At 37.4% G+C, this 26,061-nt stretch carries 22 protein-coding genes and 1 pseudogene; 15 read left to right on the forward strand and 8 right to left on the reverse strand.

Annotated features, from left to right (window positions below; genetic code table 11):
- Nucleotide 1: 1 nt before the first annotated feature.
- Entirely contained in the window at nucleotides 2–799 is a 798-nt protein-coding gene (locus CVT00_RS02770) for a phosphatidylserine decarboxylase (protein WP_107915979.1), read from the forward strand.
- Nucleotides 800–1,080: 281 nt separating this feature from the next.
- On the opposite strand, the gene CVT00_RS02775 is transcribed toward CVT00_RS02770, so the two are convergent.
- The 4 genes from CVT00_RS02775 to CVT00_RS02790 are packed head-to-tail and all read right to left on the reverse strand — an operon-like array spanning nucleotide 1,081 to nucleotide 6,944.
- A complete protein-coding gene (locus tag CVT00_RS02775; protein ID WP_107915977.1) occupies nucleotides 1,081–3,960 on the reverse strand; it encodes a histidine kinase in 2,880 nt (959 codons plus the stop codon).
- Entirely contained in the window at nucleotides 3,947–4,684 is a 738-nt protein-coding gene (locus tag CVT00_RS02780) for a hypothetical protein (RefSeq protein WP_107915975.1), read from the reverse strand. Before CVT00_RS02780 ends, CVT00_RS02775 begins: the two co-directional genes overlap by 14 nt.
- Nucleotides 4,681–6,498 (reverse strand): excinuclease ABC subunit UvrC, encoded by a 1,818-nt coding sequence (uvrC, locus tag CVT00_RS02785; RefSeq protein ID WP_107915973.1) that lies wholly within the window; start codon nucleotides 6,496–6,498, stop codon nucleotides 4,681–4,683. Before uvrC ends, CVT00_RS02780 begins: the two co-directional genes overlap by 4 nt.
- Nucleotides 6,492–6,944, reverse strand: a complete 453-nt coding sequence (locus CVT00_RS02790) for a hypothetical protein (RefSeq protein ID WP_103558616.1) — start codon at nucleotides 6,942–6,944, stop codon at nucleotides 6,492–6,494. The genes uvrC and CVT00_RS02790 overlap by 7 nt, the downstream gene beginning before the upstream one ends.
- A gap of 30 nt (nucleotides 6,945–6,974) precedes the next feature.
- Here CVT00_RS02790 and CVT00_RS02795 point away from each other — a divergent pair, with 30 nt between their 5' ends.
- The 7 genes from CVT00_RS02795 to CVT00_RS02825 all read left to right on the forward strand — a co-directional run bounded on the left by CVT00_RS02795 (nucleotide 6,975) and on the right by CVT00_RS02825 (nucleotide 13,694).
- Entirely contained in the window at nucleotides 6,975–7,142 is a 168-nt protein-coding gene (locus CVT00_RS02795; RefSeq protein WP_012001408.1) for an LptM family lipoprotein, read from the forward strand.
- A gap of 113 nt (nucleotides 7,143–7,255) precedes the next feature.
- A complete protein-coding gene (gene nhaD / locus CVT00_RS02800; protein WP_103558569.1) occupies nucleotides 7,256–8,644 on the forward strand; it encodes a sodium:proton antiporter NhaD in 1,389 nt (462 codons plus the stop codon).
- Nucleotides 8,645–8,654: 10 nt separating this feature from the next.
- Nucleotides 8,655–10,187: a glutamine-hydrolyzing GMP synthase gene (gene guaA, locus CVT00_RS02805; RefSeq protein WP_107915971.1), complete on the forward strand. Its 1,533-nt coding sequence runs from the start codon at nucleotides 8,655–8,657 to the stop codon at nucleotides 10,185–10,187.
- Nucleotides 10,188–10,207: 20 nt separating this feature from the next.
- Complete coding sequence (locus tag CVT00_RS02810) at nucleotides 10,208–11,125, forward strand: DNA-methyltransferase (RefSeq protein ID WP_103558567.1); 918 nt, start codon at nucleotides 10,208–10,210, stop codon at nucleotides 11,123–11,125.
- Nucleotides 11,126–12,208: a DGQHR domain-containing protein gene (locus CVT00_RS02815; protein ID WP_196376884.1), complete on the forward strand. Its 1,083-nt coding sequence runs from the start codon at nucleotides 11,126–11,128 to the stop codon at nucleotides 12,206–12,208.
- Between the two features lie 312 nt (nucleotides 12,209–12,520).
- A complete protein-coding gene (locus CVT00_RS02820; RefSeq protein WP_196376885.1) occupies nucleotides 12,521–12,832 on the forward strand; it encodes a hypothetical protein in 312 nt (103 codons plus the stop codon).
- A gap of 721 nt (nucleotides 12,833–13,553) precedes the next feature.
- A complete protein-coding gene (locus tag CVT00_RS02825) occupies nucleotides 13,554–13,694 on the forward strand; it encodes a hypothetical protein (protein ID WP_430516355.1) in 141 nt (46 codons plus the stop codon).
- A 594-nt stretch (nucleotides 13,695–14,288) separates the two neighbouring features.
- Here the strand turns inward: CVT00_RS02825 and putP are convergent.
- A complete protein-coding gene (gene putP, locus CVT00_RS02830) occupies nucleotides 14,289–15,776 on the reverse strand; it encodes a sodium/proline symporter PutP (protein WP_103558565.1) in 1,488 nt (495 codons plus the stop codon).
- 148 nt (nucleotides 15,777–15,924) lie between these two features.
- Here putP and CVT00_RS02835 point away from each other — a divergent pair, with 148 nt between their 5' ends.
- The 7 genes and pseudogenes from CVT00_RS02835 to CVT00_RS02860 all read left to right on the forward strand — a co-directional run bounded on the left by CVT00_RS02835 (nucleotide 15,925) and on the right by CVT00_RS02860 (nucleotide 24,157).
- On the forward strand, nucleotides 15,925–16,635 hold the full coding sequence (locus tag CVT00_RS02835) for an amino acid ABC transporter permease (RefSeq protein WP_012140157.1): 711 nt from the start codon (nucleotides 15,925–15,927) through the stop codon (nucleotides 16,633–16,635).
- Nucleotides 16,628–17,356: an amino acid ABC transporter ATP-binding protein gene (locus CVT00_RS02840; RefSeq protein ID WP_009294566.1), complete on the forward strand. Its 729-nt coding sequence runs from the start codon at nucleotides 16,628–16,630 to the stop codon at nucleotides 17,354–17,356. Before CVT00_RS02835 ends, CVT00_RS02840 begins: the two co-directional genes overlap by 8 nt.
- Nucleotides 17,357–17,368: 12 nt before the next feature.
- Nucleotides 17,369–18,139: a basic amino acid ABC transporter substrate-binding protein gene (locus CVT00_RS02845; protein WP_107916075.1), complete on the forward strand. Its 771-nt coding sequence runs from the start codon at nucleotides 17,369–17,371 to the stop codon at nucleotides 18,137–18,139.
- A gap of 215 nt (nucleotides 18,140–18,354) precedes the next feature.
- Nucleotides 18,355–19,050 (forward strand): annotated as a pseudogene (locus CVT00_RS10430) (cache domain-containing protein); the annotation flags it as partial.
- 579 nt (nucleotides 19,051–19,629) lie between these two features.
- Nucleotides 19,630–20,220 (forward strand): methyl-accepting chemotaxis protein, encoded by a 591-nt coding sequence (locus CVT00_RS10435; protein WP_232527126.1) that lies wholly within the window; start codon nucleotides 19,630–19,632, stop codon nucleotides 20,218–20,220.
- Between the two features lie 381 nt (nucleotides 20,221–20,601).
- Nucleotides 20,602–21,318: a basic amino acid ABC transporter substrate-binding protein gene (locus tag CVT00_RS02855; RefSeq protein ID WP_107915901.1), complete on the forward strand. Its 717-nt coding sequence runs from the start codon at nucleotides 20,602–20,604 to the stop codon at nucleotides 21,316–21,318.
- 100 nt (nucleotides 21,319–21,418) lie between these two features.
- Nucleotides 21,419–24,157, forward strand: coding sequence for a M16 family metallopeptidase (locus CVT00_RS02860; RefSeq protein WP_107915899.1), 2,739 nt, complete (start codon nucleotides 21,419–21,421; stop codon nucleotides 24,155–24,157).
- Nucleotides 24,158–24,512: 355 nt separating this feature from the next.
- Here CVT00_RS02860 and CVT00_RS02865 read toward each other — a convergent pair whose 3' ends face one another.
- From CVT00_RS02865 to CVT00_RS02875, 3 genes are read right to left on the reverse strand one after another with little or no spacing between them, the layout of a single operon-like run.
- The gene (locus CVT00_RS02865; protein ID WP_107915897.1) at nucleotides 24,513–25,415 is read right to left on the reverse strand and encodes a hypothetical protein; all 903 of its coding nucleotides are present in this window, start codon (nucleotides 25,413–25,415) and stop codon (nucleotides 24,513–24,515) included.
- Between the two features lie 51 nt (nucleotides 25,416–25,466).
- Complete coding sequence (locus tag CVT00_RS02870; RefSeq protein WP_002941152.1) at nucleotides 25,467–25,688, reverse strand: hypothetical protein; 222 nt, start codon at nucleotides 25,686–25,688, stop codon at nucleotides 25,467–25,469.
- A 32-nt stretch (nucleotides 25,689–25,720) separates the two neighbouring features.
- Complete coding sequence (locus tag CVT00_RS02875) at nucleotides 25,721–26,014, reverse strand: putative quinol monooxygenase (RefSeq protein WP_103557934.1); 294 nt, start codon at nucleotides 26,012–26,014, stop codon at nucleotides 25,721–25,723.
- Nucleotides 26,015–26,061: the final 47 nt, after the last annotated feature.

Below are 26,061 nucleotides of genomic sequence, written 5' to 3' on the forward strand. Positions count from 1 at the left end.
AATGAACAAGGACAATCTCTTTTCTCAATTTTTTGGCAAGGTTGCTAAATTAAACTTTTTCAAGCCGCTTCAAGAGCTTATCAACTCCTTTTATGTAAAGCTATTTAAGATCGACATGAGTGAGTTTAAGCCAGCAAGTGAGTATAAAAATTTAAACGAACTTTTCACTAGGGAGCTTATAAAGCCAAGAGAATTTGACGCAGCAGATGAGATATTTATAAGTCCTGTTGATGGTACCTGCCTTAGTTTTGGCACCACGAAAGAGCTAGAAGCTTTTAGCATAAAAGGCATGAACTACGGTGTGAAGGAGCTTTTGGGGCAGGGCGAGCTTGATGGCGAGTTTGACTTTGCCAACATATATCTTAGCCCAAAAGACTATCATCACTATCATACACCTTGCGATATTACGATAAAAAAAGCGGTCTATATCCCTGGTAAGCTTTACAGCGTGGCAGTAAAATGGCTTGGCAAGGTCGATAGCCTTTATACCAAAAACGAGCGTGTGGCGCTACTTTGCGAGATGAAAAATGGCAAAAAACTTTGGCTAGTCTTCGTGGGTGCGCTAAACGTTGGTAAGATGAAATTTTGCTTTGATGAGCGTATCCAGACAAATGCGATGGCAAATTTTACGCAAATTTATGAATATGAAAATTTACACATCAAAAAGGGTGAGCGTCTTGGAAATTTCGAGCTTGGCTCAACCATCGTCATACTTAGCGAAAAAGATGCGATCGAGTACAACCTCTTTGAAAACAAAGAGCTTAAATTTGCTGAAGCTATCGGTAGGATAAAAGAGTAAATTTGATCCAGGGCTAGCCTGATGTCAAATTTACAGGCTAGTTAAATTTCTATTTTTACCTAAGCCACTTTGAAAACAAATTTGATCTACTGGCAGCTTAGATCAATTCAAAAACCTACAAATCCTTAGCCAGAATTTGATTAAAATAGTTTTGCTAAAACGCAAGTCACTTTAAATCAAAGCGGCAAATTTCCCAGCAAAAATTTAAATTTTATCTCACGTAAATTTACTAAAGATACAAGCCTATAAATTTAGTTTAAATTTATAGGCTAAGCAAAAACTCAAACCTTAAATTTTATAAACTTAAAGTTGTTCTTTAGTTCATTTTGGGTCGAATTTATCTCGCTAAGCTCTGATTTTACGAAGTTTGTAAGCTCTATCTTGCTCACGCTTGGAGATAGGATTTTTATATACTCTTTTTGATTTTTAAGCTCCAAGTTGTTGCTAAAAAGTATCACTCTAGCATCTAGTTTTAGTCCCGATCTAAGCTCAGATATCGTGGCTATTAGCTCTTTTATATCAAAGCCCTCCGCTGTTTCATCCACAAGCGCTAGCGAGCAAGGTTTTGTCTTTATCTTTATCAAAAGCTCGCTAAAGCTATTTGCGATCTCAAGCGTGTTTTGAAACTCGCCAAGAGCGCCAGCAAATATCTTATTTTCAAGCTTCGTGCTCTTGTAAATCACTATATTTTCATTTTTGCTAAAGTATCTATTCTCTTTGCTTGGCTTATAGTTTTTGATAAATTTAGGCAAAATTTGATTTAGATCATCTTTGCTAAAAGGCTTTCTGATCTTCTCATCAAAAGCAGGTAGCAGCTCTCTTTCAGGGATATTTGAGGTGTTTGAGACCACAGCGACTAAATTTATCTTCTCTTCTTGAAGCGATCTTATCTCTTTTACGAAATTTGCCACGCCATTTTCAAAAAATGAAGCGTCGATAAAAACAGCGTTAAACCTATTTAAAAGTAGTGCTTGCTTAAGCTCTTTATGACTGCTAACGCCTATGACTTCGCAGTCTAAGAAACTAAAAGCGCGCGAAAACATCTCAAGGCTAAGTGGGTTTTTGTCGCAAAGCAAAAAGAGCACCTTCTCTTCAGCCAAGCTCTCGCCCCTATTTTTCTCCATATAGACAAGCCGCGCAACGCTAAGTGGAGTTAGTGGATCTTTTAACAAGACCACATTTTTTATATTTATATTTTTACTCGCACTCTGCCTTGCAAAGACGATATCGTAGTTTTTCGCTAGTGCTTGGTTGTTTGAGATGATATTTTGAAACCTAAGCCCCATATCTTCTAAAGTAGCTGCGAAAAATTCATTATATTTTGCATTTATATCAGGCAGATACGCGATCCTTAGCTCGTGATTTAGGCTGAAATTTTGCAGTTTTTGCACCTTTTTTAGACTGAGGATAAATTTAAACTCATTACCAGCTCCGCCTAGCGTGCTTATGTCAAGGCTTGAGTTAAAAAGCTTTAGATAAAAGCTAGCAAGTCTTAGATAAAACTCGCTCTCTTCGTCATTTATCTCGCTTTCATCTTCTGCGCTTAAAGCCTTTATCTGTTCTTCATTTATGAAAATTTGATTTGTCCTTATCTTTGTTTCGATGAGCAAAAGACCACTTTGGCTAAGAGCGTCGCTGACATTTTTTATCTCCACTATCAAGTTGGCAAATTTATCGCATTTTGTCACGATAGCTTGCATGATAGAGCCAAATACAACGCTTATCTTCTCGCTATCTCCCTCTAGCTCGTCGCTAATATTTGCGTCAAGATAGGTTAAGAAATTTAGCTTTTTCTCTTGCGTAAAAGGTATCTGTGCTTCAAGTATGTTTGAAAATAAAATTTGTGGGTTAAATGGCTTTAAATTTAGTCCAACTTCGCCATTTTTGCTATCAAGCAAGCCTTTTATATTGCTATAATTTAGCGCGATTATTTGGCTATTTTTTTCTAAATTTTCAAAAAGAAGCTCATTTTTTACCACGTTTTCATCTTTTTTTAGGGTAGCGACCGAGCTAAAGATCTGCTCTTTTGCTTGATAAAATTTCTTACTTAGCCTAACAAGCAGTCTATCTTTTATCGCAGCAAAGCTTCTTTCTTGCTCATACTTTTGAAGCAGCTCTTTATATAGGGTTATGAAGCTTTCTATTAAATTTTGTGGATTTCTATCACCTCTTTTTAAAATCTCATCTCTTATAAGCTTCATTTTTTGATTTAAATTCTCCAGATCTTTTAGCCAGATGTATGTTTTATAGCCAGCGTAAAAGAGCCAAAGCGATAGAAAAAACATCAAAAATATTAGACTAAGCACCTTTATCCTAAAATTGTCATTTTGCCTCTTTAGCCCGTCGCTTAAGAGATTTGCTATCTTGCCAAAAAGATCAGCTCTTTTGTTTTCAAAATTATTTATCTGCAAGATCTCATCACGTGTTAGCTCATTGTTTAGTTTTAGCTTAAAGCGGATCTCGTCATAGCCCTGAGAGATCTCTATATTGTCAAGCCTTTCTATATCTCTTATTATGCTATCTTTTATATCGCCACTTGGGAGTAAATTTGCATTTATATCGTTGTATTTAAGGCCATTTAGAGTTTGTTTTAACGAACCTTCAGTAATTTTTTCTTTACCCATAAGCACAGCTAAGATGTGCTCTTTTGCGGTATTTACATTTTGAAGTAGCTCATAGGTTCTGATTAAAGAGAGTATATAGCGCTTGATATCAATATCTAAAGCAACATCTTTAAACACTACTTGCCCACTTGTTACCGCAGAATTTGCCAGTTCAACGAAGCTATAAAACGAGAGGTTAAAGCTCTCCCAGCTTGCATTTGCGTTTTTTAAAACTTCATTTAGCCTATCTCTCATCCTTGTATCATCTGAAGTGTTGGAGAGACTATTTAAAAATATTTTTACAGCTAGATTTTTAGCAGCATTTGCTTTTCTTAGTGTTATTTCGTCTTGTGGTGACCTAGTCTGACTATATTTTTCGTAGGCTTTTCTCTCTGAGATAATAGAAGCTGCAGCGCTTCTTACTAAACTTTCTCTTTTTACCTCGCTATTTATGCCATAAGAGATCCTAAAATTATCAAAGTAGAGCACGCCATTGTAAAAGCAAGCGAAAGCCGCCAAAAATATCGGCAAAAGAACCAAAAATTTACTGACCCTCATTACCAAGCCTTTTTGAAAATTTATTGCAAAGCGTGCTTATTTCGCCTAGTCTTTCATTGATATGAGCGATCTTTTTCATTTTGTTTGGTCTGGTAAGTAGCGCATCGAAATTTGCCACAAGCGGAGTGATCTTTAAATTTAGAGCTGGCTCTTTTAAGATCTTTATGCTCTCTTCTAAAAATTTAGTATCTCTTGCTTGCACCGCACTTTGGATAAAGATCATCTTGTCTTTTGCCTTGCTTAAAAATATACTAAGATAGGTCGCAAACTCGCTTTTGCTTAAATTTAAAAAGCTAGCCGTCTCGCTAAACCAGCTCTCGTTTAAAACCTCTTCTTCTTTGTCTAAAAGCTCTTTTTCATCGACCCTTAAATTTGGCAAGCGAAGTTTGGTCTTTGCTTTTATCGCAGCTTGCTGGTTTTGGCTGTAAATTTCTGTTTGATCGAGGATTAAAAGCTCAAAATACTCTTCATTTTTTACTGAGCTGATCTTTGAAAATTTAAGCGTCGCATTTAAAATTTTGCCGTTTTTGGTCTTTAAATTTACTCTTAAATTTGGTCTTTTAGCTAGATAATCTATAAAAACTCCAGACTCTTTGTAGTCTAAAACTAGCTCGTCAATGTCTTTATGCTCGCTTAAAAACTCCCTTATATCTTTAAATTCAAGCAGGCCAAGAGAGATATCTCCCATCGCTAAAATTTGACCGTTTTTGTCGTATATTATCACTTCAAATTTCCTTCTTTGAGCGTTAAAAGCTTTGCTGCTACGCTTTTGTTTGTTATTTTTGCCACTTCGTCTAAATTTGCTTCGCTGATTTTATCAAAACTTCCGTAAAAGCTGATTAATTTCGCGATACTGCCCTCAGAAACGCCAGCTTGTCTTAGCACTGATCTTTGCATATCGTTTTTCTGCCTTGTTTTTCTGTGAAAACTGATGACAAATCTATGGCTCTCATCGCGCATTTTTTGGAAAAACTGCAGCTTTTTATCGCTCGTGCTTAGGCTAAAGCTGCCATTTTTTGTATAAATTTTATCTTTCGCCTCGCCTTTTGCGCGGTGAGCTTTGGCGTCTATTTTTTCTTTTGAGATAGCGATCACATCGACGTTTGCCCCGCTACTTGCTAAAATCTCGCAGGCTAAATTTAAAAGCGCTTCGCCACCATCAATGACCCAAAGATCAGGCGGACTAAGCTTGTCAAACCTAAGTGCTCTAGCAGTGAGGCTCTCTCTCATCTGATCGTAGTCGTTTTTGGAATTTAGGTGCATGTGGCGGTAGTTTTGCTTCGTCCACTCGCCATGCTCATAGCGCACCATCGCCCCAACACTTGCCTCGCCAAAAAGGTGCGAGTTGTCGTAGGCTTCGACCACGTAAGGCGTGTGAGCTAGATTAAAATACTCTTTTATCTCATTTAGTAGCTCGTTGTCGTGCGTTTTTAGGTATTTTTCGATGCTAACTTCAGCGTTTTTGGTGGCGATCTCACAAATTTTACGCTTGTCGCCTATTTTTGGGCAAGTGATGCTAAATTTACGCCCAAACCTCTCGTTTAAAATTTCTTCAACAAGCTCGCTATCTTCAAAGCTTTCATTGACGTAAATTTTGGTGCTAATTATTGGCTGACCAGCGATAAAGCTTTTTAAAATGGCCTGCTTATAAGCCTCGTTTATCTCGTCTTTTTGAGCGTTTTTAGCCTGCGTGATATCGGTTTTTACGCCTGTTATCTTGCCACTTTGCACGCTAAATCTCACCGCACAGATCATATCATGCACGCAAGCGACCGAGTAGGCCTCAAAGTCCTCAAGCTTGGCTAGATCAACTTCAACCTTTGTTTGCATATTTTTAAGCGTTTGCATCTTATCTCTAGTCGCGGCTGCTTGCTCGTAGTCTTCGGCTTTGGCGTAGTTTAGCATGAGCTCTTCAAGGCGGGCGATTAACAAATTTGGATTTTGCAAAGCGGCTGTGGCGTCAGCGACTATTTTAGCGTAGCTCTCTTTTGAAATTTTGCCCTCACATGGGGCGTAGCAGCGTTTTAGCTGGTAAAATAGGCAGGCTTTTTTGCCTTTGATGCAGGACTTTTTTTGAACTAGGTTGAAATTTAGATAAAGCGCCTCAAGAAGCTCTCCTGCTCCACTAAAATATGGCCCAAAATAGCGTATATTTGAGCCTTTTACAACCTTTCTAGTGATCTCAAATCTCGGAAATTCATCGTTTAAATTTATAAAGATATAAGGGTAGGTCTTGTCGTCACGAAGCAAGATGTTGTATTTTGGCTTAAGCTGCTTGATGAATGAATTTTCAAGTATGAGCGCGTCTGCCTCGCTTGGCGTGACGATGTATTCAAGATGCACAGCCTCGCTTATCATCTTTAAAATTCTTGGGCTTAGCTTTTCAGCTGGAGCTAAGCTTGGGGTAAATTTAAAGTAGCTTTTGACCCTGTTTTTTAAAATTTTGGCCTTGCCGACATATAAAAGTCTATTTTGAGTATCAAAATATTGATATACGCCAGGCTCATTTGGAAGCGTTCTTATCTCGTCTATTAGCATCTTGCCTGCTCGTTTTTCTTTAGCAAAATTTCTCTTAGCTCTTCAAATTTATTATAAATTTGCTCATTTGTGGCTAAATTTTTAAACTCGCCTTTGCTTGCTGGCGCGATGAAATTTGACCTTTGCGTAGGTTGAGGCGTGAAAAATTTTAGATATTTGCTCACGATAAATCTTATATTTTCTTCTTTTTTGTTTTTTATATAGTTGATCTCGCTAAGAGGTTTTGGCTCGATGACGCTTGCAAAAATGCTATCTTTATTAAATTTGCAAAAGGTTTTTAATAACCCTTTTATATCATTTATACTACTATCACGTCTAAGCTCCAAAAGCCCTGAGGGATGAGTGAGAACGAAGGTTAATATGCCTTCTCTAACATAGCAAAAAGCTATGTAAAATCGCTTTGCTTTACCCATGAGGCGAAGAAGCTCTTGGCACTCGTCTGCCATGCTTAATTTTTCTTTATACAAAGGATTTTCGTGGATAGCATCTATCATAAATTTGGCGTTTTTCATAAGGCAATCTTATCATCTTTTATTTTAATTTTCGCTCTTTTTGCACTTAGTGGCTGCGGCTACAAGGACGATCCATTTTATGGCGATGCGCCTGTGAAAGAGAAAAAAACTGACAAGATCAATAAAATTTGATCTTAAATTTCGCGTAAGATAAAAATGTAATGCAAGCTTAATAAATTTAACTAACCTAAATTTTAGGCTCATTTAAGTAAAATACGCAAATTTTTATCTTACAAGGAGAGTATATGAGGTTATTTGGACTTCTAGGCTTGTTTTTTGCTATAGCCTTTGGTGCTGACGGAGAAGCTGCGGCTATTGACTTAACTACTACATGGGCGGGAATTTTATCGCTTATCATTTTTGTTGTTGGATACTTTTTCATAGCAGCAGAAGAGAATTTTCACATCGACAAGGCAAAACCTGCCATTTTTATCGGCACTTTTATGTTTTTGCTAATCGGCGTTTATATGCTTATAAACGGCATGGATGTGCATTCGCTAGAGCACGAGGTAAATCACCTGATCTTAGAGATAGCTCAGATCGTCTTTTTCTTAATGGTAGCGATGACATTTATCGAAGCACTTGTTGAAAGAGATGTATTTAACGCACTTAAATACAACCTAGTTTCAAAAGGCTACACCTACAGAAAGCTATTTTGGCTAACTGGAATTTTGGCATTTTTCATTAGCCCAGTGGCTGATAACCTAACAACAGCGCTTATCCTATCAACCGTTCTTTTAACGATAGATAGAAATAATACAAATTTCCTAGTCGCAGGCGCGATAAACATCGTCGTAGCAGCAAACGCAGGCGGAGCGTGGAGTCCATTTGGCGATATCACTACACTTATGGTTTGGGCAGCTGGCAAGTCACCATTTTTAGACTTTTTCGCACTTTTCCCAGCTTCATTTATCGGCTGGTTTGTGACAGCGTTTTTACTTTCACGCATCGTGCCAAATACTGCGCCTCATTTTGACGTCGCAAATGAGCCAAAAGTGGTTATGAAAAAAGGCGGTAAAGCGGTTATCTTTATAGGTGCATTTACTATCTTTTGTGCAGTTATGATGCACCAGTTATTTCACTTGCCAGCTATGTGGGGCATGATGTTTGGCTTCTCGCTACTTAGCCTTTATACATATTATTTCAAAAAAGCTCACAAAGGCGAAGAACCTATGAATGTCTTTCACTATATGTCAAAGATCGAGAACAACACGCTATTTTTCTTTTTTGGAATTTTAGCTGCAGTTGGCGCTCTTCACTTTGCTGGATTTTTAAATTACGCTGTGTCACTTTATGATAAATTTGGCTCAACACCTGTAAATATCGGTGTTGGCTTCCTCTCAGCAGTCGTTGATAACGTCCCTGTTATGTCAGCTGTGCTAAAAGCAAATCCAGCCATGGGAGCTGATGTAGGCGAGTCTATGAGTCAGTGGCTACTTGTGACACTTACAGCTGGTATCGGCGGTTCGATGATTAGTTTTGGCTCAGCAGCTGGCGTTGGAGTAATGGGTAAATTAAAAGGAATTTATACCTTTGGTGCGCATATGAAATATGCATGGATGGTAGTTTTGGGATACATCGTATCACTCATTGTTTGGTATGTGCAGTTTGAAATTTTTCACATCTACTTTTAAAAGGTTATAAATGAACAATACGATTATAGTTTTGGACTTTGGTTCGCAGTATACTCAGCTAATAGCTAGAAGGCTAAGAGAAGAGGGAGTTTATACTGAAATTTTGCCATTTAACGCAAAACTAAGCGATATAAAGGCAAAAAATCCAAAAGGTATCATTTTAAGTGGTGGTCCAGCTAGCGTTTATGCTAAAGATGCTTACTTTTGTGATAATGGCGTTTTTGAGCTAAATATCCCTATACTTGGCGTTTGCTACGGCATGCAGTTACTTGCTCACACGCATGGTGCTGAGGTTTTAGCAGCTGATCACAAAGAGTACGGCAAGGCTGAACTTAGCGTCGTAAAAGAGCACGATCTTTTTAAAGATACACCTTCAAAACAAATCGTATGGATGAGCCATAGCGACTATGTAAAAGACCTACCAAAGGGCTTTGAGGCGATTGCGGTCAGCGAAAATTCGCCTTATTGCGCCTTTGGTGATGATAAACGTAAATTTTATGCGATCCAGTTTCACGCAGAGGTACAACACAGCGAGTATGGCACGCAAATTTTAAAGAATTTTGCTAAACATATCTGCGGCTGCGAGAGCACTTGGAATATGGGAAGCTTCGCTAAGAACAAAATAGAAGAGATAAGAAAAACAGTGGGTACTCACAAGGTGCTCTGCGCGGTTAGCGGCGGTGTGGATAGCTCTGTGACTGCAGCACTTTTAGCAGCCGCTGTGCCTGAAAATTTGATCCTTGTTTTTGTCGATAACGGACTTCTTAGAACAAACGAAAAAGAACAAGTTGAAGCTACATTTAGAACGAAACTTGGCGTTGAGCTAGTTAGCATAGATGCGAGTGAGATATTTTTAGGTCGCTTGGCCGGCGTCGTTGACCCTGAGAAAAAACGCAAGATCATAGGTGAGACATTTATAGAAATTTTTGAAAAAGAGGCTAAAAAGCATGGCGATGTAAAATTTCTCGCTCAAGGCACTCTTTATACTGATATCATCGAAAGCTCAGTTGTCGGCTCAAGCAAGACGATAAAGAGCCACCATAACGTTGGAGGCTTGCCTGACTGGATGACATTTGAGCTAATAGAACCACTAAGAGAAATTTTTAAAGACGAGGTTAGAAAGCTAGGACTTGAGCTTGGACTAAGCCGCGAGCTAGTCTTCCGCCATCCTTTCCCAGGACCCGGTCTTGCTATCCGCATCATGGGCGAGGTAAATAAACCAAGCCTTGAGCTACTTCGTAAAGCTGATGTGATCTTGCGTGATGAATTAAAAAGTAGTGGATGGTATAACAAAACTTGGCAGGCATTTTGCGTACTTTTAAATGTAAATTCTGTTGGCGTTATGGGCGATAATCGCACCTACGAAAACGCTGTTTGCGTGCGCGTGGTAGATGCAAGTGATGGCATGACTGCAAGCTTTTCAAGGCTTCCTTATGATCTGCTTGAAAACGTAAGCCGCCGCATCATAAACGAAGTAAATGGTATAAACCGCGTAGTTTATGACATCTCAAGCAAGCCACCTGCAACGATAGAGTGGGAGTAAAATTTACATCGGTATACAAAATGGAAGTAAACGAAAAATTTGCAATAGACAATAGAGTAACTATTTTTAATGGAGATTGTCTGGAATTATTAAAGGCAATTCCAGACAATTTTTGTGATTTAATTATTACATCACCCCCATATTGCATGGGCAAAGAGTATGAAAATATTCATGATGATATTATTAGTTTTAAGGAGCAACAATCAAAAATATTTAATGATATTTATAGGGTTTTAAAAGTTGGTGGTAGTTTATGTTGGCAGGTGGGATATCATGTTAACAAGGCAGAGATATTTCCTTTAGACTACTATGTGTATCAGGTGTTTTATGAAAGTAGTTTAAAGCATAAAATCCCACTTGTTTTAAGAAATAGAATTATTTGGACTTTTGGACATGGTCTAAATAGTTCAAAACGTTTTAGCGGAAGACATGAAACAATACTATGGTTTACAAAAGGCAAAGAATATAATTTTAATTTAGACAATGTACGTATACCACAAAAATACCCAGGCAAACGTTCATATAAAGGAGGGAATAAAGGGGAATTTAGCGGTAACCCCTTGGGTAAGAACCCATCGGATGTGTGGGATATACCAAATGTTAAGGCCAACCATATAGAAAAAACAAAGCACCCATGTCAATTTCCAATTGCTATCCCACAGAGGCTAATTAAAGCATTAACGCCCATCAATGGAATAGTTTTGGACCCGTTTATGGGTTCTGGAACATCAGGTGTAGCATCCATACTAGAGCAGAGATGCTTTGTGGGAGCAGAGATACAAAAAGAATACTTTAATATTGCCAAAACGCGTATTCAGGAAGCTATTGATGGGGTTATAAAAGTCAGAAAGGATGTACCAGTTATGGAGCCTGACTTAAATAGTTCGGTTGCGATGTTACCAGAAGGATTCCGTAAAATTAGAGAAGGACAAGTATAAATGCCTAAAAGTATTAGAAAATCAAAAAAATCTCCGGAAGAGATAAAAAAAGCAATATTGTCTAGAATTTTTAGGAATAGTATAAAAAATACTTTTATTATGGCTGGTTTTGAATATTTAAATACACTAAATAAACACTTTAAAGTAGGACATAGGACTGTAGAATTAGATTTTATATTTATTTATGAGAATATAATTTTGATTTGTGAAGATACAGCAACAAAAACAGATAAAATTAAAGATCATGTTAGAAAAAAGCATGAGGGATTTGTAGAAATCAATAACAATACAGCAGAGTTTTGCCAATGGCTATATGATAATTTTCAAGGTTCATTTATTAAACAATATTCATTAGATAGATATAAAATCAAGTTTTTGTATTTTCCTCAAGAAAAACTTGATTTTAGTGATGATGATTATAAATTATATCCATTGATAAAATTTGTTGACCATAATGCTTTAATGTATTTATCTAAAATGTCAAAATGTATAAAAAGGTCGGCCAGATATGAAATTTTTAGATTCTTAGGATTAAATGATGATGACATAGGTATTGTTACTACAGAAAGTAGCCAGAAAGAAATAAAAACTACAATAATTACTCCAAAGTCGTTTACCGGCATTAAAGACAATGTAAGAATAGTATCCTTCATGATGTCTGCAGAGACTTTAATAAAAAACTCCTATGTCTTAAGAAAAGATAACTGGGAAGATTCTTCTTTGCTTTATCAACGTCTAATTCAGGATAAAAGAATTAACAGCATAAGAAAATTTTTAGTAACAAATAAAGAAGCTTTTTATAATAATATTATTGTAGCTTTGCCTGAAGATATTTCCTTTAAAAGAGATAATACACCTATTAATATTGATGAAATTAATAAGCTTGATGTATGCACTATGCTTATCCCAAATTGTATGAATAGTATATGTATTATCGATGGACAACATCGTATTTATGCTCATTATGAAGGTTTGGAAACAGATAGTGATGAGTCTAAAATATCACAGTTAAGAAAAGAGTTACACTTATTAGTTACGGGTCTTATTTTTTTCCAAAAAGGTATGTCAGATACTCAAAAATAAAGATACAGAGTGAAATATTTTTTTAGATATTAATTCTAATTCCAAACCAGTATCTCAAGATGTATTACTACATATTCAAATGGTTAAAAGATCCTATTTCGGATTTTTTGGTTTTATCTAGGTCAATCATTGATCTCCTAAATAAAAAGTATTTTTCAAAAATAAATTTGAAATGTCATTATTGGATGAAAATAAAATTAAAATTGCGTCAATAATTAAAATTTGCGTTGCGTTATTTAATAACTTTAGATCCCAAGGATGGTAGAAAAAAATCTATTCTTTCACTGGGATGGCGATAAAGAGGCACTAAAAATGGATGATGCAACCTTGAATAAATATAAAAGAATTTTGTGTAGAAAAATCTCAATATATTTTAAGGTAATAAGAAAACATTTCAATAGTGAATGGAATGATCCTAAATCTAAGATATTATCTGTAACATCTATAAATGGGTTTATTATGAGCTATCTTGCACTTATTGATAAATATGGAATTAAAGATTTTAAATTTTATGATGAGCTTTTAAATAAGTTAGATTTCGATTTTTCAAAAGATAATTTTCCATATACATCAAGTCAATATGCAAAATTCTCTAGAGAAATTATAAGAAAGTTAGAAATTTAATAGTAGTACGAAAAAAAACAAATAATGAAACAAATCTGCATCATCCTAGCGTATCCTTATGAAAAGAGCTTAAACTCAGCCATCGCGAATGTTGTGGTAGAAATCATGTAAAATAACGACTATGAGGTTAAATTTTTTATGATCTGTACAAGAAGAAATTTAATCCGGATATTATTGGTGCCGAACTCGTAAGCGATAAAAGCGATGACGAGCTACTAAAAGCGTACCAGAAGACATCAAAAACCCAATTGTCCATCCAAACTAGTGTGGGCGAGCCACTCACCAGCCTCAAAGGCTGGATTGACTGAGTGTTTAGGCAGGGGCGCTGCCTGTGATTTCGCATAGGGTGATAGAAGTGGTGAGTTTCCGGTAGGGCTCTTAAATATCGCAATCGCTGTAGTTTTTAATGCATCTAGCACTCAGGAAGCTAGAAAAAACGAGGTTTTTAGTGGCTTGCTGGAGAAAATTTAAAAAAGCTGCGTTTTTAATGTTTGCGGCATAAAAACTTTTGAGCGGTTGATGTTTAGAGTGATTATGGATAGCTACGAGACTGAGCAAAAGGCTTGGTTGGCGCAGGTTAAAGATGTACCGAAAAAACGTTTTTCTTGGCTTGCGTAAATTTGAAAAAGTAGCTCTAATTTACCAACAAGAGATAATCCTTATCAATAAATCGCCCAAAAATTTTAGCTACAATGACGCGTAAATTTACGAAATGAACAAAATGAGTAAAATTTACAATCTAAACGCCGACACAAATATAGTTGAAAAAAGCGTTGTTAGCAAAAGGCTCTTTCAAAATAAAAACGCAAGCGTCGATATATACGCATTTGACGAAAGAGAGGAGCTAGATCACTGTAGATAGTCTAACTTGGGTCATAGAGGGTGAAGCGCAGTTTGAGCAAGACAAAGAGTCTATGGCTTGGACTTCTCATACACAGAGGGGAATAATGATGTTTTTAATGTAGATATACTAAAAGAAATAGGGAAAAATATAATAAATCTACAGGGCAGGTTATGCTAAGATGGCTAATCCAAAGAAATGTCATCGTTGTCCCAAAATCTGTAAAGAAGGAGCGCGTGAAACAAAATAGAAGTTTTTGATTTTGCTCTTACTGATGAAGATATGAAAAAAGACACTAAAAAGAGTACAATCCACGACCCTTAAGACTTAGAAACTGCAAGATGGATTGTGGCATATAAGATGGAAGAAAAATAAATATGAATAGTTAAATTTTAGAATAGTTAAAGTGCAAATTTAGAAGTTGCAGTGTTGTTGCATACAAGAGAGAAATAAAAAACACCACAAATTTTTATTTTGTAAATTTATATGATTAACGAGAGTGCTTTATGATTTAAATTTTTCGATCTTAAAATTTAAATGATTATCTAATAAATACGGTAAAATAAATTTTAGAAATTCCCAGCCAGCACTAGGAATTTCTTGTAAATTTAAGACCTAAAGCCTTGTCTTCATCTTTTCAAATTCATCTTTTATCACTTGTTCGTGTGGCTCACTAGTCATTTTATTTATCGCGTCGCCCCAGATGCTGACCATGATGATGGCTAGGCTTGAGGTTAAAATGCCAGGTAAAATTTCATAAACATAGGCATTTAGCCCTGATGTTATCCAAAATATCACAGTCGCACCGCCAGCTATCATGCCAGCAAGCGCTCCAAGTGCGCTCATGCGTTTCCAGTAAAGGCTAAAAAGAAGCACTGGTCCAAAGCTCGCGCCAAATCCAGCCCAAGCGTTGCCAACAACGTTTAGAACGTTATCTGTAGAGATAAAGGCAAGCACTGTGGCAATTAGCGCTACGACCACGACTGCATAGCGGCTGATTGCTGTTTGCGTGCTTTGGCTCACCTCTTTTTTATAAAAGGCAAAGATGAAGTCCTTTGTGACCGAGCTTGAAGTGACTAAGAGCTGGCTTGAGATGGTACTCATGATCGCTGAAAGCACGGCTGAGATGATGATACCTATAAAAAATGGTGGAAAAAGTAGCTCACCAAGCTTTAAAAACACGGTCTCAGGATCACTAAGTCCGCCTCTTTGGCTAAAATAGACAAAGCCGATAAGTCCGCTCATAATTGCACCTAGTAGGCCGATCGTCATCCAGCCAATGCCTATCCTTCTTGCCTTTGCAAGCTCTTTTGAGTTACGTATCGCCATAAATCTAACTATGATATGTGGCTGTCCAAAGTAGCCAAAGCCCCAAGCTAGAAGGCCCAAAATGCCCCAGAAAGTCTGATCTCTAAATGGATTTAGGTGATTTGCATCAAGCCTGCTTATCTCTTTTATCAAATTTGTATCGCTTGGCAGGTCTAAATTTAGATATGCCACGACTGGGATCGAGACTAGGACACAAAACATCAAAAGACCCTGAAATGCGTCAGTTATGCTAACGGCTTTAAATCCACCAAAAAATGTGTAAAAAACCACGATTATGAGTGTAAAGACCGCTCCGTATGCAAATTTTAAGCCAAAAAAGCTCTCAAAAGTCTTGCCACCAGCGATGATGCCGCTACTTACGTAAAGCGTGAAAAATATCAAAATGATAAGGCCAGATACTATCCTTAAAATTTTAGTCCTATCTTTAAAGCGGTTTTCTAAAAAATCAGGTATCGTGATGCTGTCGCTTGCGACCTCAGTATAGACCCTAAGCCTTTTTGCTAGAAATAGGTAGTTGCAGTAAGCTCCCACGATAAGACCAGCTATCATCCAGACATTTGCTACGCCAGTTGCGTATAAGGCCCCGGGCACGCCAAGTAGCATCCAACCACTCATATCAGAAGCGCCAGCACTAAGTGCGGTGACGACTGGACCCATTTGACGGTTATCTAGCAGATATTCGTTCATACTTGCATTTTTATCGTAGAAATATCGTCCGATGAAGAGCAAGAAACCAAAATAGATGGCGATGGCTAAATAAGACCCAAAGCTCATAAAATTCCTTTCAAATAAAATAAAACGGTTATGTTATTACAAAAATATTTAAATTTCAATGAGCGGGCTCATTCCTTAAAAATTTTTAAGCAAAATGATATATTTTTTTTCGTATCATTTAAGGCTACATTTTAAAGAAAGGACGAAGTTGAACGCTCAAAATTTAGCCAAATTTCTATTTTTTATAATAATTGTCTCACTTGGAACATATTTTTTCTATCCAAGAGATCTCAGCGAGGCGCAAGAGATCGCATATATCAAAAGTTACGGAGTAACACTTGGCCTTACGATAGGCGGTATCGCTATAGGTATAACACTTGGATTTATTTTAGCTTTTATTAAATTTTTAGATATCAAGGTTTTAAATTTCGTCATAGACGAGTATATCGATATCTTGCGTGGAACGCCTGTAATACTTCAACTTCTAATATTTTCTGTGGTGATTTTTGCCACTTGGAGCGATAACTTCTATGTAGCTGTGATCGCACTTGGCTTAAATAGCTCAGCATACGTCGCTGAGATCGTAAGAAGTGGCATAAATAGCGTCGATAAAGGTCAGATGGAGGCAGCTAGGGCGATGGGGCTAAACTACTACGTTTCGATGCGTGAGATAGTCTTTCCACAAGCTACTAAAAATATCTTGCCAGCGCTTGCTAATGAGTTTATATCGCTTTTTAAAGAGACCTCAGTCGTTGGCTACATAAGCGTCGTTGATATTACGATGCAAAGCAAGAGCCTTCAAGCGGTCTTTTACAGCCCAGAGCCAGTCATTTTTACGGGCATTGTATATTATGTGAGTGTTAAATTTTTCACCCTTTTGGTGAAACTACTTGAGAGGAGATTAAATCGCCATGATTGAGATTAAAAATTTAAACAAAAGCTATGGCGATTTACGTGTTTTAAATGACATCAGTGTAGATATCAAAAAAGGCGAAGTTATAGCGATAATTGGTCCAAGTGGTGGTGGAAAAAGTACATTTTTGCGCTGCATAAACCGCCTTGAAGAGCCAGATAGCGGGCATATCAAGATAAATGGCGAAGATATCCTCAATAAAAAATCAGACATAAATAAAATTCGCCAAAAAGTGAGCATGGTCTTTCAGCACTTTAACCTTTTTGCAAACAAAAACGTCTTGCAAAATTTAACTCTAGCTCCGATAAAAGCTGGGATCTTAGACAAAGAGAGTGCTGAGAGGAGGGCAGATGAGCTGCTAAAGAGCGTTGGGCTAAGCGATAAGAAATTTGCCTATCCGCACAAGCTCTCAGGTGGTCAAAAGCAGCGTATCGCCATCGCTAGAAGCTTAGCTATGGAGCCAGAGGTGATACTATTTGACGAGCCAACAAGTGCGCTAGATCCTGAAATGATCGGCGAGGTGCTTGATATCATGAAAGATGTCGCAGCAAAGGGCATAACGATGCTTGTGGTGACCCACGAAATGGGCTTTGCAAGAAACGTGGCAAATAGAATTTTCTTTATGGACAAAGGCAAGATAGCAGTTGATGACACGCCAAAAAATGTCTTTACAAATCCGCAGCACGAGCGTCTGCGAGAGTTTTTAGGCAAAATTTTAAACCACTAATAAAGGAGTAAAATGAAAAATTTATTAAAAGTTTTAGCGTTAGGGTTAGTTATGTTTTTTATAGGTTGTGGTGATGATAGTGGCAAAAAAACAGCTGCAACTGCGCCAGAAGCTAGCAAAGAGGTAGTTTATAAAGTTGGATCAAGTGCTGATTATCCTCCATTTGAGTATCTTGATGATAAAAATCAAATCGTTGGCTTTGAGATCGATCTTCTAAATGAGATCACTAAAAAAACTGGGATCAAATTTGACGTGGCAAATATGAGTTTTGATGGGCTAATACCTGCTTTAAAAACAGGTAAGATCGATATCGCGATAAGCGGCATGAGTGCGACTGATGAGAGAAGAAAGTCTGTTGATTTTACTAAGCCATATTATTTTTCAGAGAATTTATTTATCCGCAAAAAAGGCTCAGATGTAAATAAAGATAACCTTAAAGATAAGAAAATTTCAGCTCAAGTTGGCACGCTTCAAGAAGAGGCAGCTAAAAATATCACAACTCAGTCAATCCCAGCTGAAAATGTAGCGGCAGCTATAATGTCACTAAATGCCGGCAAAATCGATGTTGTGCTAACCGATAGCCCAATAGGTGTTGAGTTTTTGAAACAAAATCCAGACTTAGAAGAGTTTTTAAGACTTCCTGACGGTACAGAGGGCTTTGCGATGGCATTTGATAAGGGCAAACATACTGATCTTATCAAAAAGATAGATGCTGCGATCGAAGAGCTACAAAAATCTGGCGAATTTGACAAAATGCTCGCTAAATACGGCCTTAAAAAATAAATCCTAATATAAATTTGCAAGAGGCAAGATGCTTCTTGCAAAAAATCTCACAAATTTCTAATTTTTAAATTTTAAGAAAATATAAAGTAAATATTGTAGAATTACTCGTTTAATTTAAGGAGAATATAATGAAGTCACTCAGGATGAGAACGGCACTTGTGCTAAGTGTCATGCTTTTGGTTTGTGTTAGTGTGGTTGGTCTTGTGACCTATAACATGGCTAAAAATTTATATACCGACAGGGTCGAAAGTAAAGAATTCCCACTTGCTGTCAATGAGGTTGGTTATAAAATAGAATCTTACATCGATAAGATAATTGACGCTTCTTATCAAATAACTCAAAATAGCTTTTTAATAGACTGGGTTAAAAACGGCGAGGACGAGCACGGCAGAAAGGTCTTGTTTGACTATTTTCAAACTCTTGCTAAAAATTTAAAGCTAGATACGATAATGTTTGGCTCAGATAGAACCCTAAACTACTACGTCGAAGATAAAATTTTAAAGGTCATTAACCCAGAAAATGACAAATGGTACTACGCCTTAAAAGATGGCAGCAGCCTAAGCCTAATCGACATCAACAAGGCCGAAGATGGCAGTGGCAAGATAATGATGTATATAAACTATAAAGTTCAAAAAGATGATAAATTTTATGGTATCGCAGCGACTGGCGTAAATTTAAGTGAGATAGTAAATTTTGTCCAGTCACAAAAGATAGGTCGTGGCGGTAAATTTCTACTGGTCGATGAAAAAGGCGACATCAAGATCGGTAAAGATGCAAGCGGCAATCTAAAAGATTTAGTTGGCGATGCAAACCTTAAAAAGCTAATCAACGAAAATGGCAGCTACATTTCGCTAGATAAAGATGGCAGAAATTTATTGATCGGCTCAAAATATATCAAAAGTATGGGCTGGTATCTTATCGGCGAGCTTGACAAAGATGAGCTTTTAGAGGATCTAAACTCACTTGCTTATGCATCTGTCGGAGTACTTGTAGTGGTGCTTATTTTAGGACTATTGCTTTCACTTTACCTATCTTCTTACCTCCTAAAAATCATCCTCAAACTAAAAACAGGCCTGCTATCTTTCTTTGATCTACTAAATCACAAGACAAACAAAGCCCAGCCTATAGAGATAACATCTAAAGATGAATTTGGCCAAATGGCAGAGCTAATAAACAAAAATACAAAGGCCATTGAAGATGGCATGAAAGATCAAAGTATCTTCATCCAAAAAGCCAACACCTTTGTAAATGAGATAAAAGATGGCAACTATGAAGCAAGCCTAGAAGCTGATACTAATAACCCAGCTCTAAATCAACTAAAAAGCACATTTAAAGATCTACAACTTGCTCTTAAAAATGCAATATCAAGTAATGGTAAAGATGTACTTGATCTACTAAACACTTATAAAAACCAAGACTTTACAAAAAGACTTGATGATGATGGTAAGATAGCAAGTGGTATAAACTCTCTAGGCATAGAAATATCTAAAATGCTAAATGACAATCTAAACCAAGCTCAAGTACTAGAAGAAAAAGCTAAACTTCTAGCAAGCTCAGTTTCTAAAGTAGCAAGCTCAGCAAACACTCAAGCAAATAGCTTACAAGAAAGTGCTGCTGCAGTTGAACAAATGTCTAGCTCAATGAATGCCATCTCTCAAAAGACAGCTGATGTTATAAGACAATCAGATGAAATTAAAAACATCATAACTATCATTAGAGATATAGCAGATCAAACAAACCTTCTAGCTCTTAATGCTGCAATTGAAGCTGCACGTGCAGGAGAACATGGTAGAGGATTTGCCGTTGTTGCTGATGAAGTAAGAAAGCTAGCTGAGAGAACTCAAAAATCTCTAGGTGAGATAGAAGCAAATACAAATGTATTAGCTCAATCAATAAATGAGATGAGTGAATCAATCAAAGAGCAAAGTGAAGGCATAAATATGATAAATCAATCAGTTGCTCAAATAGATAATCTAACAAAAGAAAACGTAGTAATTGCTAACCAAGCAAACGAAGTAACATCAGAAGTAGATGAGATGGCTAAAGCTATAGTTGAAGAGGTTAGGAAGAAGAGGTTTTAACTTCTTAATAAACAAACTTAAATTTGTTTAAGGCAAACTACTGAATTTAATAAACTCCAACCTGGTTTAGGCTGGGTTGGGGTTTAATATTTTTAAATTCTAAATCTTAAATTTAACACTCAAGAAACTTCAAGCAAATTTTAAAATTTCATAAACGAGTAATTTCGGCTCTAAAATTTGAGCTAAGCGATAGGTGAAGATAAATTTTAGTAGCCAATTCGTGTGAGCAAAAGGAATTTTAAAATTTGCCTGACCTCTTTTAGCGTATTTGTTTATACACTTTACAAGCTTATGTAAATTTCTGTCATTACGCTAAATTTAAACAAATTTTAATAGATAAATGCCGATAATTAGGGCATTAAATCACCTTAAAGGATAGACATGAAAAAGATCTTTGCTCTTTTACTGACAGCTTTTGTTGCTCTTTGTGCAAACGAGCTAAAATTTGGTACAGCGGCAAACTACCCGCCATTTGAATACATCGATGAAAACAACAAAATAACAGGCTTTGATATCGACTTGATAGATGAAATTTCAAAGCGTGCTGGCTTTTCATATAAGATAGTAAATATGAGCTTCGATGGCCTCATCCCAGCGCTTAAAGCTGGAAAGATAAATGGCATCATAAGTGCGATGAGTGCGACTCCTGATAGACTAAAGTCGATTGATTTTACAAAGCCATACTATCTAACTGAAAACATCTACCTAAAGAAAAAAGGTAACGACGCTTTAAAAGCTAAAGAGGAGCTAGCTGGCAAAAAAGTAGGCGTGCAACAAGGCACCATTCAAGAGCTAGCTGCAAATGCGATAAATGGTGCAAAAGTAGTGCCTTCAGAAGATACTGTGCCGCTCATCATGGGGCTAAAAGTTGGCAAATTTGACGCGGTTATCCTTGATAGCTCGATCGGCTATGGCTTTATCAAGAAAAACCCTGAAGTAGAGGCATTTTTCAAAGAGGTTGATGGCAGCGAGGGCTTTTCAATCGCTTTTGATAAAAATAAGCAGAGTGAGCTTATCGCTAAGATAAATCAAATTTTAGAGGAGATGAAAAAAGACGGCAGTTACGACGCACTGCTTAAAAAATACGAACTAAAATAACACCTCCCAACTAGCCTGCAATTTTAGCAGGCTAGCTTTATCTTGCATTTTAAAATTTATACTAAAATCCGCTTTTACATAGAAATTTAAAGGACGGATTATGAGAAAAATTCTGCTACTTTTATGCCTAGCGCTTAGCCTCTTTGCCTTGCAAAATGACAAAGATATGCTAAGTGGCGAGCTTGAAAACGGGCTTAAATACTATATAAAAGAGAATAAACTCCCACAAAATACAGCCATCTTTTACCTAGTCGTAAACTCAGGCTCGACCGATGAGAGAGAGGGCGAGCAGGGGCTTGCGCACTTTTTGGAGCACATGGCGTTTAATGGCAGCCGCGACTTTAGCAAAAATGAGCTCATTAAACAGCTTGAGAGCCTTGGGGTCAAATTTGGCGCTGATCTAAACGCGCAAACCAGCTACGATCAGACGAGCTACACGCTAAGTATAAATGTAAATGAGAAAAATTTAAAGGATGTTTTCAAGGTCTTTTCAAACTGGATCGATGGCGTAAAGATCGATGCAGGCGAGCTTGATAAGGAGCGTGGCGTCGTCATGGAGGAGGAGCGCCAGCGAAACACGCCAGCTTATAGGCTCTATCTTGCCCAAAGCAAGGACATCTTTGCAGGTAGCATCTATCAAAAAAGAGTGCCAATAGGCGATATGAACGTGATAAAAAGCGTGGATGCTAAGCACATGCAAGAGTTTTACGAGAGGCTTTATCAGCCAAGATTTATGAGCTTTGTGGCAGTTGGCGACTTTGATAAAAACGAGATAAAAACTCTGATAAAAAAAAGCTTTAGCGCAGCAAAAAATAGCAACTCTTACGCTCATCCAGACAAAAGCATCGCTTTTAAAGATGGGCTAAATGTCTTTAACTACGACGCAAACGAGACGGCGGCCCAGTTTGTAAGACTTAGCTTTTTTGATAAATTTAAGCCAGTCTCAGACGAGGCTGACATGAAGCGAAATTTAAAAGATGCGCTAATAGCAAGCCTTATAAATATGCTTTATGAGCAAAAAAATGCAAATAATTCATCAAATTTAAGCGTTGATTTTATGGTGCAAACGCTTCAAGCAAAGCAAAAAATTTATAGTTTTGAGGCAAATGTGATCGGGGATGATTTTAACGCTAGCCTTAAAGATATGTTAAGCGTTTTAAAGGGTATTGAGAAATTTGGCTTTAATAAAGGCGACTTTAGCGATGTGAAAAAGGCGTTTGTGGCAAACGTGGAGGCTAAATTTAAACGCTCAAAAACTAAAAAATCAAGTGTTTATGCAGGTGAAATTTTAAACATGATCGAAAATGGCGGCTTTGTGCTAAGCGATGAAGATAGCAAAAACCTTAGCCTAAAGCTCTTAAACGAGATCACGCTTGAAGAGGTAAATGCTAGATTTAGGCAAATTTTAGCCATACCTGATGAGCGCGTGAGGGTCTTTGGTAAAGATGGCTTTAAGCTTAGCAAAGATGCCTTTTTGAAGCTAAAGGATGAGGCAAAACCTTACGATACAAATTTAGCTAACCAGAGCCTAAATAAGAGCCTTGGCAATGAAAATTTAGAGCCAAAAGATATCCTTTCTAGCGAATTTGACCAAAAGCATGGCATCTACACTTATAAGCTGCCAAATGGCTCGCAAGTCATCTTTAAGCCACTAGCTACCAAAAAAGATAGCATCTTGTTTGCAGCCATTAGCAAGGGCGGCACTTCAGATCTAGCTGATCCTAAGCTTGGCGGTTTTGCGGTTGCGCTCACAAATGAAAGTGGTGTTGGCAAATTTAACAACTACGAGCTTTCAAAGGTGCTAAACGACAAGATAGTAAGCTACGAAAAGAGCATAGAGGCGCTTACGCAGGGCTTTTACGGCTCTTCAAGCAGTGGTGATCTTAGCTCGCTGCTAGCTGTTATAAATTTAGAGTTTAGCTCACCAAGAGCCTATGCAAACGTGCTTGAGAGGATAAAACAAAGAGCAAAAGATGAGCTAGCTAAAGAGCAAAATTTGCCTGAATATAAATTTAGCACCGAATTTAGCAAGTTTTTTTACGAAAACAACAAGCGTGTAGCACCCATTGAGATGGCTCAGATCGATGCGCTAAAGCTAAATGAGCTAAAAAAGGTCATCAAAGATAAATTTACAAACGCAGCCTCATACACCTTCGTAATCATCGGCGACACCGACGAGGAGAGGCTTTTGCCACTTGTTAAAAAGTATATCGCCACCTTGCCAAAGCTTGGTGAGGCTGAAAATTTTAAAGATGACGGCGTGCGAAGCATCAAGGGAGAGCACACATTTAAAAGAGAGTATCAAAGCACAAAAAGAAGCGATGTGAGCGTGGATATAATAAATTTAGATACAAAATATAGCTTCAAAGAAGTGGTCAAGCTAAGGGCGCTAAGCTCGGTCTTAAAAACAGCGCTTCGAGAAAAGATAAGAGAGGAGAAGGGGCAAACATACGGCTTTAGCCTAAACGCCAAGCTCGCTCGCTATCCGTATGAGCACTCAAAGGTGGTGATCGGCTTTACTTGCGACCCTGCAAACACGGACAAGATCATCGCCGAGATAAAGGAGATAATAGCTAGCATCAAGCGCAGTGGCGCGCTCTTGCCAAAACATTTGGAGGATTTTAAGGCGCAAAGTGAAATTTCTATAAAGAAAGATTATGAAAAGCCTGAGTTTTGGCAAAATCTCATCATCTCAAATAAAATTTTTAACACGCCACTTTACACGGCTGATGAGTATATAGATGCGGTCAAAGCGCTCACAAATGACGACATCAAAGAGGCCGCAAAGCTATATCTTGATGAGAAAAATATGGTGATAAGTATAAATAATCCGAAGTAGAAATTTTTTGGGGGCTAGGCTGGCTGGTTCTTTAAATTTTAAACCTGAGTAGAAATTTTGGAGCTAAGCTTAAACTTGAGTAGAAAATTTGGAGCTAAACTAACTCTTTAAATTCAAATCTAAATAGAAATTTAAAGTGCAAGGCAGCTCGCAAAACTTTAAATCTAAATAAAAATCTAGTTGGCAAAGCTGGCTCTTTAAAATTTAAGACTAAGTAGAAAATTAGTAGGTTAAGCTGGCTAGCTTTTTAAATTTAAGTCTGAGCAGAAATTTGAGAAGTGAAACTAGCCTCCAGAAATTTAAACCTGAGTAGAAATTTAAAGAGCTAAGCCAGCCCCAAAATTTAAACCTAAAGCTAAGCCAGTATATCCTTTGGTTTTAGCTTGTTTAGCTTTTGCACTAGATCATCAAAGCTTGCGCCATTTTCGACCTCACGCCTGATAAATTCCTCAAAAAACTCGCGTTTTATATCCTTATCCGTGTAGGTCACGCTCTTTTTGGTAACTTGCATAGGCTTAAATTTCTCTTCTTCTATATCCTCATCGCCATCTTCCCTAACTGGCACAAGAGCGATATTTTGCAGCACATCAGCGATATTTTCGCCCTTTTCATAACTTGTTTTTAGAAATTTCAAAAACTCATCTTTGCTGTTTTTATCAGCGTAGCTTACACGCTGTGGCATCGCTTGACCTAAGATCTCTATGCGCTTCTTAGCTGATGTTTGCTCATAAGAGAGAGCGCCATCTTTAAAAGAAATTTTCACATTTGCATGTTCGCCAAGTATCCTTTCGGCGGTAAATTCCAGCCATTTGTCTTTAAATTCATCTATGCTTAGATCAGAATCTAGCAAATTTCTAGCTTCAGGGCTTAGATAAAGCGCGCCATTATTGTGATTGATCATGATGCCAAGAGCGTCGGTGGCACTAGCGGATATATTGTAGGTTTTATTAAACTCATCTACGCTAAAGCCGTTTTTCTCACTAGTTAGGATGGAGCTTGCTCGCCAAAGCTTCGTGCTATCAACGAAATTTTTAAGGCTAGCAACTTCATCTTTGCCCATCTTGCTATCAATGCCATTTATCTTGCCCCAGATAGAAATTTTATCATTTGACGAGTAGCCAGAAAGCGATAGATGCTTGATGTCTAGGGTATTGGGAGAAATTTTTACTTTGCCTAAATTTGCGATAGTCGTTGGCTGCTTATTAAAAGCGTCTTGATAGTTAAAGCTTTGATTAAATCCATTTAGCGCGTTTATCATGTCAAATCCTTTCAACACAATATCGGCAAATGGATTTAAATTTTAAATGGATTATTTTTTATTGCGGTATTTTTCGAAAATGGCGATCATCTGGTGCGAGTCTTGCGCGACTTTGAGCTTGTTTGGGTTTTTGCTAAGCAGCTCTTCTCTTAGAGCGTCGATAAATTCCTTGTCCTTTTTACAAGCTTCAAGGCTCACACGCCCTCTAAGTATAGCCATAAACATAATATCGGCAGTCGCGTTTATCATCTCAAGCATCTTTTCTTCGCTCATTTTTCTAAATTTTGCCCCTTTTTAAGCAAATATTATTCCTTTATGCTTACAAAATTTATTATTTTCACCTCTTGGCTCTCTTTGCAAGCCTCCAGAGCAGCTGCGTTTTTCACCATGTGAGCGCTCTTCATATGCTCTTTTTGGCTCTCTAAATTTTCCCAGCTCTCCATAAAGCAGTATTCGCTTTTAGCGCCCACAACTACGCCACACTCGTAGCTTATGCAGCCTTTGTCTTTTCTAGAAGCTGGCACGATCTCTTTTAAAATTTCTTCAAATTTCGCCTCACATCCAGCTTTTAACTTTACATTTACATAAAATCCTACCATTTGCCTATCCTTTAATGTTTTTTTGGCTAAAATAACGCAATTTAGAC

The organism is Campylobacter concisus, assembly GCF_003048675.2.
Taxonomy (GTDB): domain Bacteria; phylum Campylobacterota; class Campylobacteria; order Campylobacterales; family Campylobacteraceae; genus Campylobacter_A; species Campylobacter_A concisus_F.

What these genes read in the sequence shown, in the direction of transcription:
- putP (WP_103558565.1), bottom strand. Translation starts at nt 15,776, where the DNA reads ATGAGCTTTGGGTCTTATTTAGCCATCGCCATCTATTTTGGTTTCTTG.
- CVT00_RS02775 (WP_107915977.1), bottom strand. Translation starts at nt 3,960, where the DNA reads ATGAGGGTCAGTAAATTTTTGGTTCTTTTGCCGATATTTTTGGCGGCT.
- CVT00_RS02840 (WP_009294566.1), top strand. Translation starts at nt 16,628, where the DNA reads ATGATTGAGATTAAAAATTTAAACAAAAGCTATGGCGATTTACGTGTT.
- CVT00_RS02815 (WP_196376884.1), top strand. Translation starts at nt 11,126, where the DNA reads ATGCCTAAAAGTATTAGAAAATCAAAAAAATCTCCGGAAGAGATAAAA.
- CVT00_RS02810 (WP_103558567.1), top strand. Translation starts at nt 10,208, where the DNA reads ATGGAAGTAAACGAAAAATTTGCAATAGACAATAGAGTAACTATTTTT.
- guaA (WP_107915971.1), top strand. Translation starts at nt 8,655, where the DNA reads ATGAACAATACGATTATAGTTTTGGACTTTGGTTCGCAGTATACTCAG.
- CVT00_RS02790 (WP_103558616.1), bottom strand. Translation starts at nt 6,944, where the DNA reads ATGGCAGACGAGTGCCAAGAGCTTCTTCGCCTCATGGGTAAAGCAAAG.
- CVT00_RS02820 (WP_196376885.1), top strand. Translation starts at nt 12,521, where the DNA reads ATGGATGATGCAACCTTGAATAAATATAAAAGAATTTTGTGTAGAAAA.
- CVT00_RS02870 (WP_002941152.1), bottom strand. Translation starts at nt 25,688, where the DNA reads ATGAGCGAAGAAAAGATGCTTGAGATGATAAACGCGACTGCCGATATT.
- CVT00_RS02855 (WP_107915901.1), top strand. Translation starts at nt 20,602, where the DNA reads ATGAAAAAGATCTTTGCTCTTTTACTGACAGCTTTTGTTGCTCTTTGT.
- CVT00_RS10435 (WP_232527126.1), top strand. Translation starts at nt 19,630, where the DNA reads ATGCTAAATGACAATCTAAACCAAGCTCAAGTACTAGAAGAAAAAGCT.
- nhaD (WP_103558569.1), top strand. Translation starts at nt 7,256, where the DNA reads ATGAGGTTATTTGGACTTCTAGGCTTGTTTTTTGCTATAGCCTTTGGT.
- uvrC (WP_107915973.1), bottom strand. Translation starts at nt 6,498, where the DNA reads ATGCTAATAGACGAGATAAGAACGCTTCCAAATGAGCCTGGCGTATAT.
- CVT00_RS02770 (WP_107915979.1), top strand. Translation starts at nt 2, where the DNA reads ATGAACAAGGACAATCTCTTTTCTCAATTTTTTGGCAAGGTTGCTAAA.
- CVT00_RS02825 (WP_430516355.1), top strand. Translation starts at nt 13,554, where the DNA reads ATGAGTAAAATTTACAATCTAAACGCCGACACAAATATAGTTGAAAAA.
- CVT00_RS02860 (WP_107915899.1), top strand. Translation starts at nt 21,419, where the DNA reads ATGAGAAAAATTCTGCTACTTTTATGCCTAGCGCTTAGCCTCTTTGCC.
- CVT00_RS02875 (WP_103557934.1), bottom strand. Translation starts at nt 26,014, where the DNA reads ATGGTAGGATTTTATGTAAATGTAAAGTTAAAAGCTGGATGTGAGGCG.
- CVT00_RS02865 (WP_107915897.1), bottom strand. Translation starts at nt 25,415, where the DNA reads ATGATAAACGCGCTAAATGGATTTAATCAAAGCTTTAACTATCAAGAC.
- CVT00_RS02845 (WP_107916075.1), top strand. Translation starts at nt 17,369, where the DNA reads ATGAAAAATTTATTAAAAGTTTTAGCGTTAGGGTTAGTTATGTTTTTT.